12 protein-coding genes, 1 pseudogene and 1 riboswitch are annotated in these 16,772 nt (G+C 48.7%); of the genes and pseudogenes, 2 read left to right on the top strand and 11 right to left on the bottom strand.

Annotation, left to right across the window (positions count from 1 at the left end):
• Positions 1 to 123: 123 nt before the first annotated feature.
• Positions 124 to 349: riboswitch (cobalamin riboswitch) on the bottom strand.
• Positions 350 to 536: 187 nt separating this feature from the next.
• The gene (locus tag KJW29_RS08305; RefSeq protein ID WP_214629402.1) at positions 537 to 1,016 is read left to right on the top strand and encodes a hypothetical protein; all 480 of its coding nucleotides are present in this window, start codon (positions 537 to 539) and stop codon (positions 1,014 to 1,016) included.
• A 108-nt stretch (positions 1,017 to 1,124) separates the two neighbouring features.
• On the opposite strand, the gene KJW29_RS08300 is transcribed toward KJW29_RS08305, so the two are convergent.
• The 3 genes from KJW29_RS08300 to KJW29_RS08290 form a co-directional block, all read right to left on the bottom strand.
• Positions 1,125 to 1,835 (bottom strand): sulfite exporter TauE/SafE family protein, encoded by a 711-nt coding sequence (locus tag KJW29_RS08300; RefSeq protein WP_214629401.1) that lies wholly within the window; start codon positions 1,833 to 1,835, stop codon positions 1,125 to 1,127.
• Complete coding sequence (locus KJW29_RS08295) at positions 1,832 to 4,114, bottom strand: heavy metal translocating P-type ATPase (RefSeq protein WP_214629400.1); 2,283 nt, start codon at positions 4,112 to 4,114, stop codon at positions 1,832 to 1,834. The genes KJW29_RS08300 and KJW29_RS08295 overlap by 4 nt, the downstream gene beginning before the upstream one ends.
• Positions 4,115 to 4,282: 168 nt before the next feature.
• Positions 4,283 to 5,602, bottom strand: coding sequence for a deoxyguanosinetriphosphate triphosphohydrolase family protein (locus KJW29_RS08290; RefSeq protein ID WP_187100217.1), 1,320 nt, complete (start codon positions 5,600 to 5,602; stop codon positions 4,283 to 4,285).
• 684 nt (positions 5,603 to 6,286) lie between these two features.
• Between KJW29_RS08290 and KJW29_RS36715 the strand changes: the two are divergent.
• Positions 6,287 to 6,479 (top strand): annotated as a pseudogene (locus KJW29_RS36715) (transposase); the annotation flags it as partial.
• Between the two features lie 143 nt (positions 6,480 to 6,622).
• Here KJW29_RS36715 and KJW29_RS08280 read toward each other — a convergent pair.
• The 8 genes from KJW29_RS08280 to KJW29_RS08245 all read right to left on the bottom strand — a co-directional run bounded on the left by KJW29_RS08280 (position 6,623) and on the right by KJW29_RS08245 (position 16,571).
• A complete protein-coding gene (locus KJW29_RS08280) occupies positions 6,623 to 7,639 on the bottom strand; it encodes a Gfo/Idh/MocA family protein (protein WP_214629399.1) in 1,017 nt (338 codons plus the stop codon).
• Positions 7,632 to 8,666, bottom strand: a complete 1,035-nt coding sequence (locus KJW29_RS08275) for a Gfo/Idh/MocA family protein (RefSeq protein WP_214629398.1) — start codon at positions 8,664 to 8,666, stop codon at positions 7,632 to 7,634. Before KJW29_RS08275 ends, KJW29_RS08280 begins: the two co-directional genes overlap by 8 nt.
• A gap of 22 nt (positions 8,667 to 8,688) precedes the next feature.
• Positions 8,689 to 10,059 carry an ABC transporter substrate-binding protein gene (locus KJW29_RS08270; protein WP_214629397.1) on the bottom strand — a complete coding sequence of 457 codons (1,371 nt, stop codon included), beginning with the start codon at positions 10,057 to 10,059 and terminating at the stop codon, positions 8,689 to 8,691.
• Between the two features lie 110 nt (positions 10,060 to 10,169).
• On the bottom strand, positions 10,170 to 11,786 hold the full coding sequence (locus KJW29_RS08265) for a response regulator transcription factor (RefSeq protein ID WP_214629396.1): 1,617 nt from the start codon (positions 11,784 to 11,786) through the stop codon (positions 10,170 to 10,172).
• Positions 11,770 to 13,563, bottom strand: a complete 1,794-nt coding sequence (locus tag KJW29_RS08260; protein WP_246608820.1) for a sensor histidine kinase — start codon at positions 13,561 to 13,563, stop codon at positions 11,770 to 11,772. The genes KJW29_RS08265 and KJW29_RS08260 overlap by 17 nt, the downstream gene beginning before the upstream one ends.
• A 90-nt stretch (positions 13,564 to 13,653) precedes the next feature.
• The gene (locus KJW29_RS08255) at positions 13,654 to 14,481 is read right to left on the bottom strand and encodes a carbohydrate ABC transporter permease (protein WP_108994161.1); all 828 of its coding nucleotides are present in this window, start codon (positions 14,479 to 14,481) and stop codon (positions 13,654 to 13,656) included.
• 33 nt (positions 14,482 to 14,514) lie between these two features.
• Complete coding sequence (locus KJW29_RS08250; protein ID WP_246608641.1) at positions 14,515 to 15,417, bottom strand: carbohydrate ABC transporter permease; 903 nt, start codon at positions 15,415 to 15,417, stop codon at positions 14,515 to 14,517.
• Between the two features lie 1,004 nt (positions 15,418 to 16,421).
• A complete protein-coding gene (locus KJW29_RS08245) occupies positions 16,422 to 16,571 on the bottom strand; it encodes a hypothetical protein (RefSeq protein ID WP_187100211.1) in 150 nt (49 codons plus the stop codon).
• Between the last annotated feature and the right edge of the window lie 201 nt (positions 16,572 to 16,772).

Here is a 16,772-nt window from a genome sequence, read left to right as displayed (position 1 = left end):
CATGATTTCAGCGAAGTTAACAACAAAAAAGCACTTCCAGCACATGTGCCGGAAATGCTCGCGTATACCCGCCAATTCGGCCAGATATTGCCCCATCCAACACCAGCCTAATTCCGCGTAGGCAACGGCGTAAAGATACAGGCTGGTATCCTGGCTTGGAAGTTGAGTCGGCACGTTTTGTCGAACGGGATGTTCGATGTTTTCATGCTGCCGCGCTCGGAGACCATGCAAACAATCTATGCAGGCTCCCTTCCTTACAGTGGCGGGTCCGCGCCGGATTTCAACCGGCTTCCCCAATTAAGTCAAGGCTCAACCGCGCGGGACGCTGGGCAGCGGCCTTACGGTAGAGCTTGACGCCTCTATCATTGCTATTCAACTTGGTCAGTAGTAACTATACACTTGCTCCCCACATTTGTCCATCGTATATCCGTATTTTTAATGCCTGATTCGCATAACGGGTGCGCGTCCCTGCATACGAGTAAGAAACGGGAACCTGCTCCGGAACCCGGCGGTACATGTTTGAAGGAGGTAATCGATTGTCTAAAACCGAGCTTACGAATGCAACCGGGCAGAAAACAGCAGGATCGTCAAACCGATGGAAATATATGCTTTGGGCAGCAGCCATTTTATTAATAGCTATTGTCATCTATTTGACCACGCTCTCCTTGTCTACCGGCGCTTCCGATTCCGCTACAACGCTGCATGAACGGCCCGATGTGCAAATCGAGTGGTCCATCGAACAATATCCGGCCGTCGTCCTTCAACCGAACCCTTTTGTACTCGTTTTGCGCGACGACTTCGGCGAGCCTCTAACGGATTCCGTTATTAACGTAAAGCTGGAAATGCTGAATATGTTATGCGGCGATTATTTATTCGACCTGCAGGAAACATCCCCCGGTCAATACGAAGGAGACGGCATGCCGCTTATGGCTGGCTTATGGCGTGCGACCGCCGTTATTGAGCCTGCTAACGGCGAACCTTTTACAATCTCCAGAACTTTGAAAGCTATATATTAATGTCATTAATATTTAATTGCAGTAACTTGTCCGGCTATCTGATGCTGCACTATGCGATGACGCCCTACCTTGCACCGTAAATTATTCGTGTTCCCATTCGCCGGCGGATTACCACAACCAAGGCGAGATCGACGGAATCCATCCGTTTACCGCCAGCCCTCTGAGAATCGCGACAACGCCGACGGCAGCCGCCGTGACGACGCCTGCCCTGCGCATAAAACGCCGCCAGCGACGGTTCGCGAATGCCGCGATGGATGCGGCTGCCGCCAACGCAGGGAAGGTGCCGAGTCCGAACAGCATCATGATCAAAGCGCCTTCCAGCATCGAGCCTGATGCCGCTGCATTCATCCCCATGGCATAAGTTAAGCCGCAAGGCAAGAAACCAAAGGCGATGCCCGTAGCTATCACGTGCATGGAGTCGCTGGTACGACTCGGGCGCGCAACGGATTCTCCATCCGCCGAAGCTCCCCCGCCCGCGAGACCTTGATGAAGCATGCCGGATAGCCTGCCCATAAGCGGAAGTTGAAATCTGCGCCAAAGCCAGAGGAGCACGAACGCGCCTCCGATGATGGAGGCCAGCCCCCGCACGCCAGCCAGGTCGCCCGCAACATCGACGAACGAACCTACGGCGCCCATCATCGCGCCCATTGCGCTATAAGACAAAATCCGTCCCGCGTTATACAACAGCATCGACCTCGTAGCCGTCAATCCCGAATGCAGCGATACCGAAGATACGATGCCGCCGCACATGCCGATGCAATGCGGGGCGCTGAACAATCCCGTCAGCAGCACAAGTCCGGCCGTCTGCCAGGTGATCATCCTTGCAATCCTCTTGCTTCCGTCATGCTCAGCCCTCCCCGCAGGCGCAGCGCGTTGCCGACTACCGATACCGAGCTAAGCGCCATCGCGGTTCCGGCCATCCATGGCTGCAACATGCCCATCGCGGCGAAGGGGATAATGAAGGCGTTATAAAGCAGCGCGAAAGCCAGATTTTGCCGAATGTTGCGCAAGGTTTGGCGGCTGATCCGTATGGCCTCCGGTATGGCGGGCAGCCTCGAGAACAGCAGCGTCATATGGCCGGCGGCCAGCGCGCCTTCCGTCCCGTCTCCCATCGCGATCCCGACATCCGCGGCAGCCAGCGCCGGCGCGTCGTTCCAGCCGTCTCCGGCAAAAGCAGCCCTTGCGCCGCGAGACTTCAAGCTCTCGACATAAGCAAGCTTGTCTTCCGGAAGCATGGACGACCTTACATCGCGGATGCCAAGCGTCGATGCCGCGGCTCTCGCGGGGGCTTCATGATCTCCGGTCGCGATCATCGGTTCGACGCCGAGCTTTCGAAGATCCTTGACAGTCTGTGCCGCGTCGCTTTTCAAACGATCCGAATAGCCGACGATGCCGATACATTCCCCTTCCTTCATCGCATACAGCACCGTCTCCCCAAGCCGCTCCCGCAGCTTGGCCGCCTGCCCGGCAGCAGATCCGATGCGGTATCCTTCGCGTTCGATATGCCTCAGATTGCCGTACGTGTAAGTAATGCCATGTATGCGTCCCTTCACGCCTCCGGCGACGGTCGTCACAATCTCCTCCGCTGCCGTGACTTTCATGCCGAGCCTTCGCGCTTCCTCCCGCAACGCCTCGGCCAAGGGATGGCGGGATTCCGCTTCCAAGGCTGCGGTCACTCGCAGCAGGGCTGATTGGCCCATCGAAAATGCCTGCATATGCTTTACCTTCGGCTTGCCCTCCGTCAACGTTCCCGTCTTGTCGAGAACGATGGTCCGAATCGCGGCAAGCCGCTCCAGCACGCTCGCTTCCTTTGCGATGATGCCGCGCTTCGCAAGTCTGCCCGATGCGATGGCGAGCGAGATTGGCGCCGCCAGTCCCAACGCGCAAGGACAAGCGGCGAGCAGGACGGCAATGGCGCAAGTCGCCGCATGCCCCCAATCGCCGGGCTTCAGCCATAATCCCCATAACAATAAGCTCAATGCAGCCACCATAAGCATCATCGGAACGAACCAGCCCGCAGCCGCGTCTACCTGCGATTGTATGCTTGACTTGGAGCGCTGCCCTTGTCTGACAAGCTCCGCAATTCGGCTTACCATCGTATCGTGACCGGCCGCCTTGGTCTGGATCCGCAGCGTGCCGTATACATTCATTGTCCCCGCCCATACATCGTCGCCGGGCAGCTTCGCCGCGCCTAGACTTTCGCCGGTCAGCAACGACTCATCCACCATGGATTCGCCGCTTGCGACCGTACCGTCCACCGGAATCAGATCGCCGCCGTTCGCGATTACGATCTCTCCTTCGCGGACGAATTCCGTCCGGATCTCGACGATCTCCCCTTCTCTCTCCACTTTCGCCGTGCCGCTCTGAAGTTGTCCGAAACCGAACGATTCGTCGTATGTGCGCAAGGAAGCGTTCGTCTCGATCAGCTTGCCGAGGAGAATGGCCGTTATGACGACCGCCGACGTCTCAAAATAAAGCGGAGCCGCATGATGCGGCCAATCCGCCGAATGAACAAAGCCTTCCGTAAAAACGACGTAATGGCTGTACAGATAAGCCGCCGTCGTGCCCAGCGCAACAAGGACATCCATATTGGCGCTGCGCTGCCTGATGGCATGATAAGCGCCGAAGTAGAACGGCATTCCGATGACGAACTGGATCAGCGTAGCCAGAATCAACTGCAGCCATGGCTGGTGAAGCCATAGAGGCAAGAAGCCCGCTAGGGGCTGCAAGAAGGGAATATGCTGCAGCATCGAAGCCAGCAGCGGCAGCGTGAGCAGCGCCGAAGCGATAAAGCGGATAAGCAATGCGGTACGTTCCTTGCGCAGCCCTCGTCCCGCCGACTCCGTCGTCATAGCGGTAAATCCGAGAGTATTGATTTTGCGCTCGACTTCCTCGCGCGAAACCTTGCCGGCATCCATCTGCACCCACGCTGTACGAAGCGGGAAGCTGACCGCCGCTTCATGAACTCCTTCCATTCGGCCAACCGCACGTTCAATTCTGCCCGCGCAGGCCGAGCAGCTCATCCCTTGTATCGTAAAATCCAGCTCCGTCGCGACTCCGTCGCGACCGGCCTCCTCGAAAGCTGCGCTTCTCTTCATCCTCCATCGACTCCGATCCGCAGGGACTGACGGCTCGTCTCCAACAGGCTGGCGCCAGCGGAACGGGCTCGTACTTCTGCCCTAAACTATATGCAGAAGAACAAAAAAGATGATTCCCGCTTCCTGCCAGGAATCACCCGCTGTTTGAACCGCTTCTTTCGACTTCCCTTAATCCCGCTCATAGATGGAGCCCGAGCGGCTGGCGAACAGTTCCGTATACACCTTCTCGGCGTAGGCGTCCGTCATGCCGGCGATGTAATCGGCGACAAGCCGTTCCCATGGCCATGCGCCATTTTGCGTGTCGTAGCTCTCCACCCAATCCGGCGGCAGGATGAGACGCCCGGTCTCGTAATCTTCCAGGCTGTCCCATAGACGCTTCAACATATTCTCGCTCCGCTTCTGCAGCCGTTGTACGCGGAAATCCTTGATCAGCGTCACCCATGCGAGCTTCTTCAATATTTCCATCGTCCGCAGCAGCTCCAGATCCTCCGCTCCGTCTCTCACGAATGTAATTCGTTTCCACCCCGTCCTGGGATCGTCGATGATACCGACGCTGTTGGCGAACCTGCTGACCCACCGCGCCTTCATCTCGCGGCGTGTTCGCGAAGCCTCGCGACCGTACTGGACGTACACTTCCTTCCATTGCCGGTAGTAGTCGTCGAGGACCGTCTTTACCATGCCCCTTAGATCCGCCTTCTCCCAATGGACAGCCTCCATCGTTGCGGGATCATCGATGATCTCCTGCACGACCCGCTTCACAAGCCGATCGTCCTCAAAAAAGTCGTCGGACAACAGGATTTTGCCCGCGCGAATGCCGTCTTCGATGTCGTGGGTGGAATAGGCGATATCGTCGCAAAGATCCATGAGCTGGGCTTCCAGCGTGCTGCAGCCCTCCGGCATCCCCCATAATCCGCGCAAATAGTCGATTCCCGCCCACTCCATGGGATAAACGCCCTTCATCCGCCCAGGGTCGTTCAGATTAAAGGGGTATTTATTGGTCGCAAGAAGTACGGCGGCAGATAAGTCTAGACCCCGCTCGCTTCCGGCCCGCTTTTCCAGAAACATGAGAATACGGAAGTTCTGCGCGTTGCCTTCATACGGAATGCCGTATCCGGCCCGCAAAATATCATTCAGCACCTCTTCTCCTTTGTGGCCGAACGGCGGGTGGCCGAGGTCGTGCGCGAGCGCCGCGCATTCCACCACCTCGGGAACCAGCAGCAAGCCCGGATGCTCGTTCTTCGCCAGGAACGAATACGTTTTGCCTAGCCGGCGCGCCACCTCCCTGGCGATCTGCGATACTTCCAGCGAGTGGGTCAGCCGGGTGCGATAGTAATCTCCGGAGCCCGCGCCGAACACCTGCGATTTGCCTTGCAGCCTCCGGAATGCCGGCGACTGGATCAGTCTGGCGTAGTCCTTCTCGTATTCGTCGCGATCCTCGCTCGATAGCGTATTGCCTATGTCATGCAGCCTGAGCTTGCGAATATTCATCAATCATCACCTTTTCCGCATTGTCTAAGATGATAATGGCATAACTTGCCCCTGTTTGGCAAAAAAACATCTAATAAGCTATCAAATATCGTTCAGAGGGATTCGTTTGCACATGGCGAGTCCCAAACATCGGATTCTCTGCATATTTGTACATTTCTCCCCAATTTCCGAAACCTATTTGGCCCCTGTACAGCGATTTTTACGAAAATACACAAATTCTCGCTTCACATCGTCATTCGGGACCCCTCTGAAATCTGAGAGTGCCATAACCAAGCCGTCACGACCTGAGCACCTGGGTCCTGGGATAACTCACTCCCAAGTTGTCCGAATGCAACCGATACATGCGACTCAACCGTAACGGAACTGAAAGGCTTTATTTCATCAAAAAACGCCATTTCGCCATTCTAACGGAACTGACAGCTCTTAAGAGAGGCACAAGTCGCTTGTTTGCCTCGATTTCTCACGAATAACGTCGCCCAGTTCCGTTAGATTCTACTAACACGCCAAATAATCAAAATAAGGCTTCTCAGTTCCTTTACAGGTTGTCCATGATCGGTTATCGCTTCATTTCCAGCTTTGCAACAATGAATCGATAGTCTCTTTTCTCGGGCTATCGCATCCCAAGTCGCTCCGCGCGACTCCAAAGAATTGTGCGCGAAAGCGAAAGGAAATCGCGAAATCAGTACGTTATCGGTTCGAAGGATGATTGAACCGGAGAGCGTGTTTGGGAAAATAAAGAATAACCGGGGATTCCGACGTTTCCTGTTTCGAGGCCTGCCGAAGGTAAGCCTTGAGGTCGGGTGGCTTTCGCTCGCCCACAATTTTGCTCAAGAAGGCGGCAATCGACCAAAAAGCAAAAATGGTGGTGCAGGGATAGCCTCCCTAGCACCACCATTTTTTCATTTTAGACGTTTCATTCATCAAATGAGCTATACATCAACGAACGCTCTTACTTTTGAGACAGCCCCATGCCGACTGGAATTAATCATATTTCGCTTTTTTTATTTCACCCAATAGCCTTCACCGGTCTGCGGTCATGCCCAAATCAATTTCTTTACCTATCCGAGAAGATTCATACGTGCCCAATATCATTAGCAGCGCATGAATGCCGTCCTCGCCCGTTACGACAGGCTCCCGGCCTTCGCGCACGGCATACGCCATATCGCGGATCTGAATACGGTGGCCGTCAGGAAGAACGGCGAATGGCTCGAATGCCGGCAGCTCTACAGCTTCGCCGTCTATCATAAGCTGCTTAATTTGATCATCTTCATAGACGAGAGTCCCTTTTTCTCCATGAAGCTCAACCCGTTGTCCAAGCTCCGGATTAGAGGTTGTCGTCATGACCATGACCCCCAGTCCGCCTCCTTCAAAGGTAAGCGATGAAACGGCTGTGTCTTCTACTTCAATGTTTCTTTGCAGAGCACAGGCTTTTCCATAGATGGTTCTCACCGGACCTGCAAACCATTGCAGAAGGTCAACGATATGAATGCCTTGATTCATCATCGCTCCGCCGCCGTCAACCGCCCATGTTCCTCTCCAGCCGGCGCTGTCGTAATATTGCTGAGAACGATAAATTTTTACATAGGCATCGCATAAGGTGAGTCTGCCCAGCTTGCCTTCTCCCAGCAGCTGTTTCACATATTGCGCAGCTGGCGCCATCCGTCTAGGAAACACCGTTGCCAGCTTTACGTTCTCCTCTTTGCATACCCGAATCATATGCAGCAGGTCGTCCAGCTTGATTGCCAGCGGCTTCTCGCAAATAATATGCTTGCCTGCACGAGCGGCAAGCATCGTGTGCTCAGGATGCATCCCGCTTGGCGTGCATATATTTACAACCTCAATATCTGGATCGGCAAGCATTTCCTCATATCTCGCATAGTATTTGGCGCCAAACTTGTCCGCGAATGCCCGTCCCTTCTCCTCGTCTGCATCACATACGGCGGACAGTACCGTTTCTTCAAGCCGGTTAATGCCCTGCGCATGAATATCGGCGATAACTCCACAGCCCACAATCGCAAATCGAACCGGCTTAAACATGCGGCCCACTCTCCTTGGATGATGGAATTAGCTTATAGAGTACGGCAGCATCAGCGTCCAATACAGCTCTGCTTGCTTTGATCAGCTCCTCATGCGTAAGCAGAGAAGCTTCTCCTTGTATAAAACCAAGAAAATCTGCCGTAATGGTGGCATGAGGCTGGATTAGATCCACCTCGCTCCATTCCGCTTCCTCGCTAGCGTACAGCATGATTGGAGTGCTCGACCCCAATAAAGGATCGCCGCTAAGCCGCAGCTCGGCAAAGCCCTTTGTTCCTGTAACGAAGATACGCCCGTCGCCCCAGGTCCAGCTCTTTGACGGCGTATGCCAATCGGCGTAAAGCTGCGTCAGTAAACCATCGTCAAGCTCTACTTGAACATTCACCGTATTATAGAAGGTTGGATGCTCCGGAAGAACGCTTTTGCCTACCAGACCTGCAGAGCTCTTAATCTCTTGCCCCGTAAACCAGCGCAGAAGGTCATAGTCATGAATTAACAAGTCGATCAAAATCCCGCCGCACTGCTCCTTGTTAAAAAACCATGCAGGGCGTGAAGAAGCGTTAAGCTTATGCGGCTTTCTCATGCCAATATGAACAAGCTCCCCCAGCTTACCTTGGTCGATATATTGCTTTAGCGTATAAATAGCCGGATGGAACCTTTCAGTTAAAAGCATCCCCACTTTAATCTGGTTTCGCTCAATAATCGCTTCCAAGCGCGCCAGTCCATCATGATTTACGACAGCCGGCTTATCGACCATAATCGATTTACCGTACTGCTCGCACAGCTCAATCACATCTATTTTTTCATGATTCATGCTTGCGCAGCCTACGATTTCAATAGCTTCCCCCAGCAAGGAGAGCTTGTTCTCCACGAGCGGGATTTCGTACTTCTCCGCGATCACTGCAGCTAATGTTCGATCATGCTCCTCAAAAATACCGGCGCAGCTGTAGCCCAACTGATACATTTGCTCTATGAATATTTCAATATGATTATGCTGACAGCCGATAATAGCAAACTGCTTTTCTCCCATATCTCTTCTCCTCTGTCTTACACTATCCGTTATTTCTAGCAAAAATTTTGTCGGCCTCTACGCGGAATTCCTTAACCGCTTCATCGATCGTAGCTTTGCCAAATTGATGCTTCTGAATAACTTTCTCGAATAATGCCGTTACTTCGCCAGCTCCCTTTGGACCTGCATCATACCAGGCTGGATTGCTTTGCGATACATGCTCCAGCATCGCAATCATCTTTTTGTCGCGATCCGTAAATTTCGGAGCTAAATACTCGCGCACTTTTTTGTTCTCTGGCAGTCCGCGCTCCGTTTCCAATACATCTGCCGCCTCTTCGCTGTTGACTAGAAAATCAATTAACAAAGCGGCTGCTTCTTGCTTCTTGGATTTAGCGGAGGCGCTAAAGAACATCGCTGTTTGCAGTACGCTGCCTGTTTGCTCTGCGCGCGGATAAGATATCATATCCACATTGTCTGTCATGACGGATTGATAAGCTGGGAAAGCGGCAATCCAAGTAGGTCCCATCATCGCTACTGTTCCTTTTAACAGCGCATCCTTATTCGGATCCGCATTGCTTAGCGGCAAGGCTGAAGCCGTAATATTAGCGGGAGGAGCTATCCCTTCCTTGCGTGCAGTCTCCCACATGCTCATCCATGCTTTAAGATTTTCATCGTTATAGCCTAGTCGATTATCTTCCGAATACATCTTGTCGCCTTTGGAGAACAAATAGTACATAAAGGCCTCAAGCGAAGACGAGGAGTCGAACATTCCGTATACATTGTCCCCTAACGCCGCCTTCAGCTCACGCGATATGGCAAACAGCTCATCCCAAGTCGAATCCTTTTCAGGTTTGCCGATTTTAGCTTGGTCGAACATTTCATTATTAACGAGCAAGACGGATGCATTATCGGCAACAGGGATGCCTGTCAGCTTTCCGCCTATTGTACCTTGATTGCTTAACACATCCGCATTTAAATCGTCGATCTTTAGAGCGCTGCCAACGAAAGGATTGAGATCTGCCAATACTTCGCGTTCGGAATACTCTTTAATATACAAAATACTCATTTGCATCACGTCAGGCGCGTTGCCTGCCGATACCTGTGTAGATAGCTTCTCCCAGTACCCATCCCAAGAGGAATATTCGGGGATCACTTTAATGTTCTGATATTTCTGTTCAAACTTTGCAATCGCTTGCAAAGTTCTGTCATGTCTGCCCTGCGATCCCCACCAAGCAAAGCGCAATTCGATTTTTTCTTCTTGTGCTCCTTGCTCCTTATTGCCATTTTCCCCTTTTGTTGCGCTGCTGCCGCCATTGCCGTTGTCTTGACCGCATGCTGCTAATAGCGACATTAGTAAAGCAGATATTGATGCGATCAATAAAGGCTTTTTAAACCACTTGTTGCTGCCCGTCATGTCATTCACTCCTCGTATGCTTTTATCCTTGCTGTCTTTAATTATAGGAAACCGTATCGTAAACAAAATAATATAAATCTATAAAAAGTATCGTTTATATATGAATACGGTTAACAATAATCGGACGGGTTGCATCCCATATGCTTTTTAAACTGCTGACTGAAATAGGCATTATTTTTATAGCCAACCATAGCCGTAATTTCATATAGCTTATATTTTCCGCTCATCATAAGCTCCTTAGCCCTCTCCATTCGAACATGCGTCACGTAGCTGTTGTAATTTTCGCCCGTTACATCTTTGAAAATTTGACTTAAATAATTTCGAGTCAAGCTCACTTTATCGGCAATGATGTCTAACGTAACATCCTCATTCAAATGCTCTTTCACATACTTTTTAATATAATCTACCGTTTTTTTATGCTTGTGATTCACTCGATTCGCCATCGCATCGCACACGAGAGCCATCGTTTCCTTCAGCCAGGACTCCAAATCCTGTGCATGATTGATACGCTCCAGATCCTGATACCAGCGGACATTCGAATAGATATCCTCCACATTAATACCTTGCTGGTACAAGCTGATCGTCAGCATACCCATCAAATCAGTGACAACGCTTCGCATATAATGCACATTCATCGCTTTATGCTCATTCAAGGTAAGAAGCAGGCCCGAAATATGGGCGGCAAGCTCATCGGAACGTCCCTCCAATACGACTTCCATCAGTGACTGATAATGCTCAATCGGCTTAGATGGAAGCGATTCGGACAGCTTGTTCAAGCTTTGCTCATTAACGACGAGCCAATTCTCCTCTACAGATGCTCTCTCAACCAGGGCATTGATCGCATGGCGGTAGGATCGCCAAACCAAGGAAACCTCATATTCAATTGTGCCCAGCGAAGCCCATACATCCAGCTTCAAATAATTTTTAATAGGCTCTATAAACTGTTTAATAACATATATCATTCTATTTTTAGACGTCTCTTCTCTCAGATGTTGAGGCTGCGCGAATACGAGAACAAATTTATTTTTCTGAACATCCGCCAAATAAACGTTCGCTTGCTTGGATACTAATTCTTCCAATATATTTGTTACCGCATAGGTATACGTTAATAAATCCTTGCTTTCAAAATGAGCTTTGCCGATCGGAACCGCATATTCGAGCACGGCAACCGTAAATATCTGATTGGTAAAGTTCAGCCCTAATTGCTTCGTTGCCTTTTCAAAAAACTCTTTTTCACAAAAATGAGGCTCAAGCATTCCCTTAAGCAGTCTCTTCTTTGTTTCTGGCAAATGGTAATTTACAAGTTCCTTAAGCTCCCGTTCTTCCTGCTCATGCTGATTGCTTTGCTTTATCTTTTTGATGGTTTCCAGCAGTACGGCTTCAATTTCCGGAACGGTCGCCGGTTTGGACAAATAGTCGGAAACCTTCAGCTTTAAAGCAGACTTTGCATAATTAAAATCATCATAACCGCTTAGAATAATGACCTCTGCCTTGGAGCCTGCTTGTCGTGCTGACTGCAGCATAGCGATTCCATCCATTCTGGGCATGTAAATATCCGTCAATATTAAATCGGGCTGATGCTCCTCAATCATCGCAAGCCCCTCCATGCCGTCAATCGCGAGACCAGCAATCTCTACATTCAACTTTTGCCAATCAATCGTTCTGGTTAACCCCTGCAGAGTCATTTGATCATCATCGATAATGACTGCTTTAATCTTTGCGCTCATGACCATCATGCCCCTCTCTTAACCTTTCCCAATCCCCTGGAACAGACGAAAGCTTCGGAACTGAAATTGTTACTGTTGTGCCTTTATCAAGAATGCTTTCTATATTTACGCCATAGGCGGAGCCAAAATAAAGATCAATTCGATCCGAAACATTGCTCACGCCATGATGCTGCTGTTCCCTTACCTTCGCCGTATCTTCCATACCATGACCATTATCTTCAATAATAAAAACAATGGAATCGGTCAACTCCAAAGCACGAATGGCTATAAACCCTTTTCTTCTGGAATGAAAGCCATGAATAATCGCATTTTCGACAAAAGGCTGCAAAGTTAATTTAGGTAAATAATAATCATTTATTGTTTCCGGAATATGAAGAAGGATATGAATTTGATCCTGATATCTAATTTTTTGCAGCTCAACGTAGCAGGTGATATGCTCAACCTCTTTTCTAATCGGTATAAAGGATTCGCCGCTCGAAAGCGCGATCCTGAGCATTTTTCCAAGTAATGAAAGCATACGGCTAATCTCGCCCGCTCCTGCTTCAATGGCATGCCAATTCATCACATCCAGCGTGTTATAAATAAAGTGAGGGTTCATTTGCTCCTGCAGCACCTTAATATCCGCTTCTCTTTTTTGCTGATTTTTTCGATTCAGCTGCTCGATAAGCTCCTCAATATTGATAGCCATATTATTAAAATGATTGTTCAAATAGCCGAATTCGTTATCATATTCATTGTCGATTCGCGTATTCAGTCTGCCCGTTTTCAAATGTTTCATCGCATTTACAAGCCCTTTAATAGGATGAACAAATTGTCTCGCCAAAAAATAAGCAAACGTTATGGCCAACACAACACAAATTATCGCCACAATGACAATTGTATTTTTAATTTTTTGACTGCCAGCCGTGATGCTCGTCCATGAAATTAAATCCAGCGACACCCATTGCGTGCGCTGCTGCTTGCTCCAAACCAGCAGCTGTTTTTCATCAAAATGGTGAATGGCATATTGCTTTTGAAAGTTCCCCTGATTCATCAAGTCAGGAAGCGCTTCGGAAATAGCGGAATAGGGCAAAGCGTCGTTTTTCACTTGACTGGAATCGAGAATTAGCCTTGAATTCGTATCCAGCAAAAATCTTCCGGCATCGGCTGCATGACTCGACATGAGCTTATGCATGTATGAAATATTCACGTTAAAAACGAGCACCCCCAGCTCCTTGCCCTCAGGCGAGAGCACCTTGCGGCTAAAGCTGACGACATCATCCTTGCGCTGCACAAAGCTGCCATTAATAAGTTTATTGGTACCCAGCCAAATATAATCGGCATGCTGGATCATGTCATACATCGGGGATTGCTCTAAAATCGAGTAGGCAAAAATGCCGTTTACCCCTGAATAATAGTTGTTGGAACTACCCTTGGCATACAGCTGAACAGAATGAATACCTTCCTTAATATAGCTCTGTCTGCTTAGCAGATCGATCACTTGCTCATTTTTCTCAATTCTGGAGAACGAGTTTTCCTCCTCCTGCAAATACTCTACGATCAGGGGATGACTGGCCGCAACTAAGGAATCGTATTCAACAGCCTGCAGTTGAATATCGATTTGCTTGTTAATTTCATCCAGCAATAAAATGCGCGAAGAGATCGTCTTGTCGACGACCTCTTGATTCGTAATCATATAACTGGTTATTCCGAGCGTTAAGATGAGAATAGCAGAAATAATAATAAAGGAAGTAAAGAGATTGGCCTGAAGGGAAAACACTTTAATCGGATTTTTCATTTCCTTCACCGTCGTCTCATGGTAGTAGTCTCGTGGTTCCAGGTTAATAGATTAATTGATTTTTAGTCAATTGTACACGAGAATAATTTTCTACTTGATCCCCGTAGTAGCAATCCCTTCCACAAAGTATTTTTGCGAGAACATAAATATTATAAAACAAGGTAAAATAGACAGTACGCTCATGGCATACATCGGGCCCCAAGTAACAGCAGAAGAGTTATCCAAAAATAGGCGAAGCGCAAGCGGTACCGTATATTTCGCCGTATCTGTCAGATAGAGCATCTGTGCAAGAAAATCATCCCATGTCCAAATGAAGCAAAACAGTGCTGAAGTAATAATAGCCGGCATACATAGCGGCAGCACAATTCGAAACGCAATGCCAAGCTGAGAACAACCGTCGATTTTCGCAGATTCATCCAAATCATTCGGGATGCCGCGCACAAATTGGTTAATAAGAAACACATAGAATGGTCCTACCGCCAAAAAGTGAGGAACAATAATCGGCAGCGCCGTGCCAATCCAGTCGAAATTTTTAAACAAAATATATTGCGGCACCAAAGTAACCTGCGTTGGAAGCATAAGCGTAATCATGAGAATCGCAAACCAGAAGTTTCTAAGCGGAAATTTAATTCGCGCAAAACCGTATGCAACGAGCGCGCTTGACAGTACCGTGCCGACAACAGATAGGCCGGCAATAAAAAACGAATTCAGAAAAAACTGTCCGAAAGTAAATCCCGGTATAGCGGTCCAGCCGTCCAAAAAGTTATTCCATTCGAAATGAGAGGGAAATAAACTCGTGCTGTTCATTTCCGTATTGGATTTCACTGAGCTGCCGAAAAGCCATAGGATTGGGTAAATCATTAAAATACTGCCTGCAATCAGGACGATATATTTCGTCCACAGCTTTGTATGAGCCATCACATAGCTCCTCCTTCTTGCCGCTTATTCGTATTAGTTTTCATAGTGCACCCACTTTTTCGATGTGCCAAAAATAATGACAGTCGAAATACCGATAATGACGAGCAAAATCCATGCAAGCGCGCTGGCATAACCCATATCGAAAAATACAAACGCTTTTTGATACAAATACAAGGCATAAACTAAAGTCGAATCAATGGGTCCGCCCTTTGTAATAACAAATGCCTGCGTAAACATTTGAAAGCTATTGATCGTTTGCATAACCGTATTGAACAAAATAATCGGTGTCAGCATCGGCAGCGTCATTTTGAAAAAGATACGAGTCTTAGAGGCACCGTCAACCGCAGCGGCTTCGTATAAATCCTTCGGAATTTGTTTTAAACCCGCTAAAAAAATAACCATGGATGAACCGAATTGCCAGACCGACAAAACAATAAGTGTAGATAAAGAAGTGTTAGGCATATTAATGAAATCCGTCGCAGGTATTCCAAATGTGCCAAGCAGCTTGTTGACCAATCCGTCGTATCCGAACAAATTACGCCAAATCGCTGCTATAGCTACACTGCCGCCTATCAAGGATGGCAAATAATAGACAGCGCGGAATATCGACATCCCTTTGATCGATTTGTATAAAAGCATCGCTACGCCCAACGCAAACGCCAGCTTCAGCGGAACCGATACAAATACATAAAGAAAGGTTACCTTTAATGCTTGTGTAAATGTTTGGTCATTCATAAAGATTTCTTTGTAGTTCCCAAGGCCGGAGAACTGAGGACTCTCAAGCAAATGATAATTCGTTAACGAAAAATATAGCGATTGTCCCATTGGAATAAGCGTCAAAAGAAACAACCCGATTAGCCAAGGCGATATGAATGCGTATCCCCATAGTCCGTCGACCAACTTATTGCGCTTTGATATTTTCATGGCATTCGTCATAAATAACTCTCCCTCTTTGTTGCGTCTTATCTGTGATGCTCTTATTGTATCCAGGGGAGCTTGGAACAAAAATAATACAAATCTATAATATGTAATGCATTTATACAATGAACAGCAGTCCGAAGAATGAGCGAACCTGCGCACTCGCTGATCGAAAGTTTGCGAAATGGTCGGTCAGGATACCAATCCTTGACCGACCACTGCAACAAATACATCCCATCGGCGTTATTAGCGACTATGGAGCTCGTAACAGCAACAAATACATCCCATAGGCGTTATTAACGACTATGGGGCTCGTAACAGCGACAAATACATCCCATAGGCGTTATTAACGACTATGGAGCTCGTAACAGCAACAAATACACCCCATAGGCGTTGTTAACGACTATGGGGCTCGTAACAGCGACAAATACACCCCATAGGCGTCATTAACGACTATGGAGCTCGTAACAGCAACAAATACACCCCATAGGCGTTGTTAACGACTATGGGGCTCATAGCAGTAACAAATACATCCCATAGGCGTTATTAACGACTATAGAGCTTGTTACAGCAACAAATACATCCCATCGGCGTTATTAACGACTATGGAGCTCGTAACAGCAACAAATACATCCCATAGGCGTTTTTAACGACTATGGGGCTCATAGCAGCAACAATATCGACGTTGCAGCTGCCGAAGGTAGGCCTTGAGGTCGGGTGGCTTTAGCTCGCTCACAATTTGCTCAAAAAGGCGGCAATAGACCAAAAATGTAGAAATGGCGGTGAAGGGAACGCCCTACACCGCCATTTCTACATTTTTGACGTTTCATACATCAAATGAGCTATTTCAACAAGCGAGCAATCTTGCTTTTGGGATAGCCCCTTTCTTCGTTTTTACGTTTCATTCAACAAGCGAGCTATTTCATCAAGCGAGCTATCATACTTTTGAGACAGCTCCGTCTGTTCTAAACTGCTCTAGATTATCCAAATTGTTGGACGTATCTCCGTCGGCGTCGCCGCCTTTATTCCTTCATCTTCCTTTGCCAGACATATGGCTCGTCATACGACCATGAATCCCGATTTATAAATGCCGCCAGCAGTGCGATCAAAGTCCCGGTGATGCTAAACAAACCGATCAGCCAAATGGATAATATCGCGTAACCCGATGCCATCCTATTTCCTCCTCGCGCCTTTTTATTACCATATGCGCTGCAGAGAAGGAATAGTAGAAGCACTTCGCCCATCACAAAGGTATATTAACAATCTATTCAGATAGGCCAATATGGTATGGTCGAAGCGCCTTCCCATCCGCCTATCATTCACTTACTATATAACTATACGATTGGAATGCAGAATTTTATTTGAAGGAGTGG

Source organism: Paenibacillus agaridevorans (genome assembly GCF_018604145.1).
GTDB lineage: Bacteria > Bacillota > Bacilli > Paenibacillales > Paenibacillaceae > Pristimantibacillus > Pristimantibacillus agaridevorans.
Note: the sequence above shows the minus strand (reverse complement) of the source record. Positions and strands in the feature narration are given on the sequence as shown.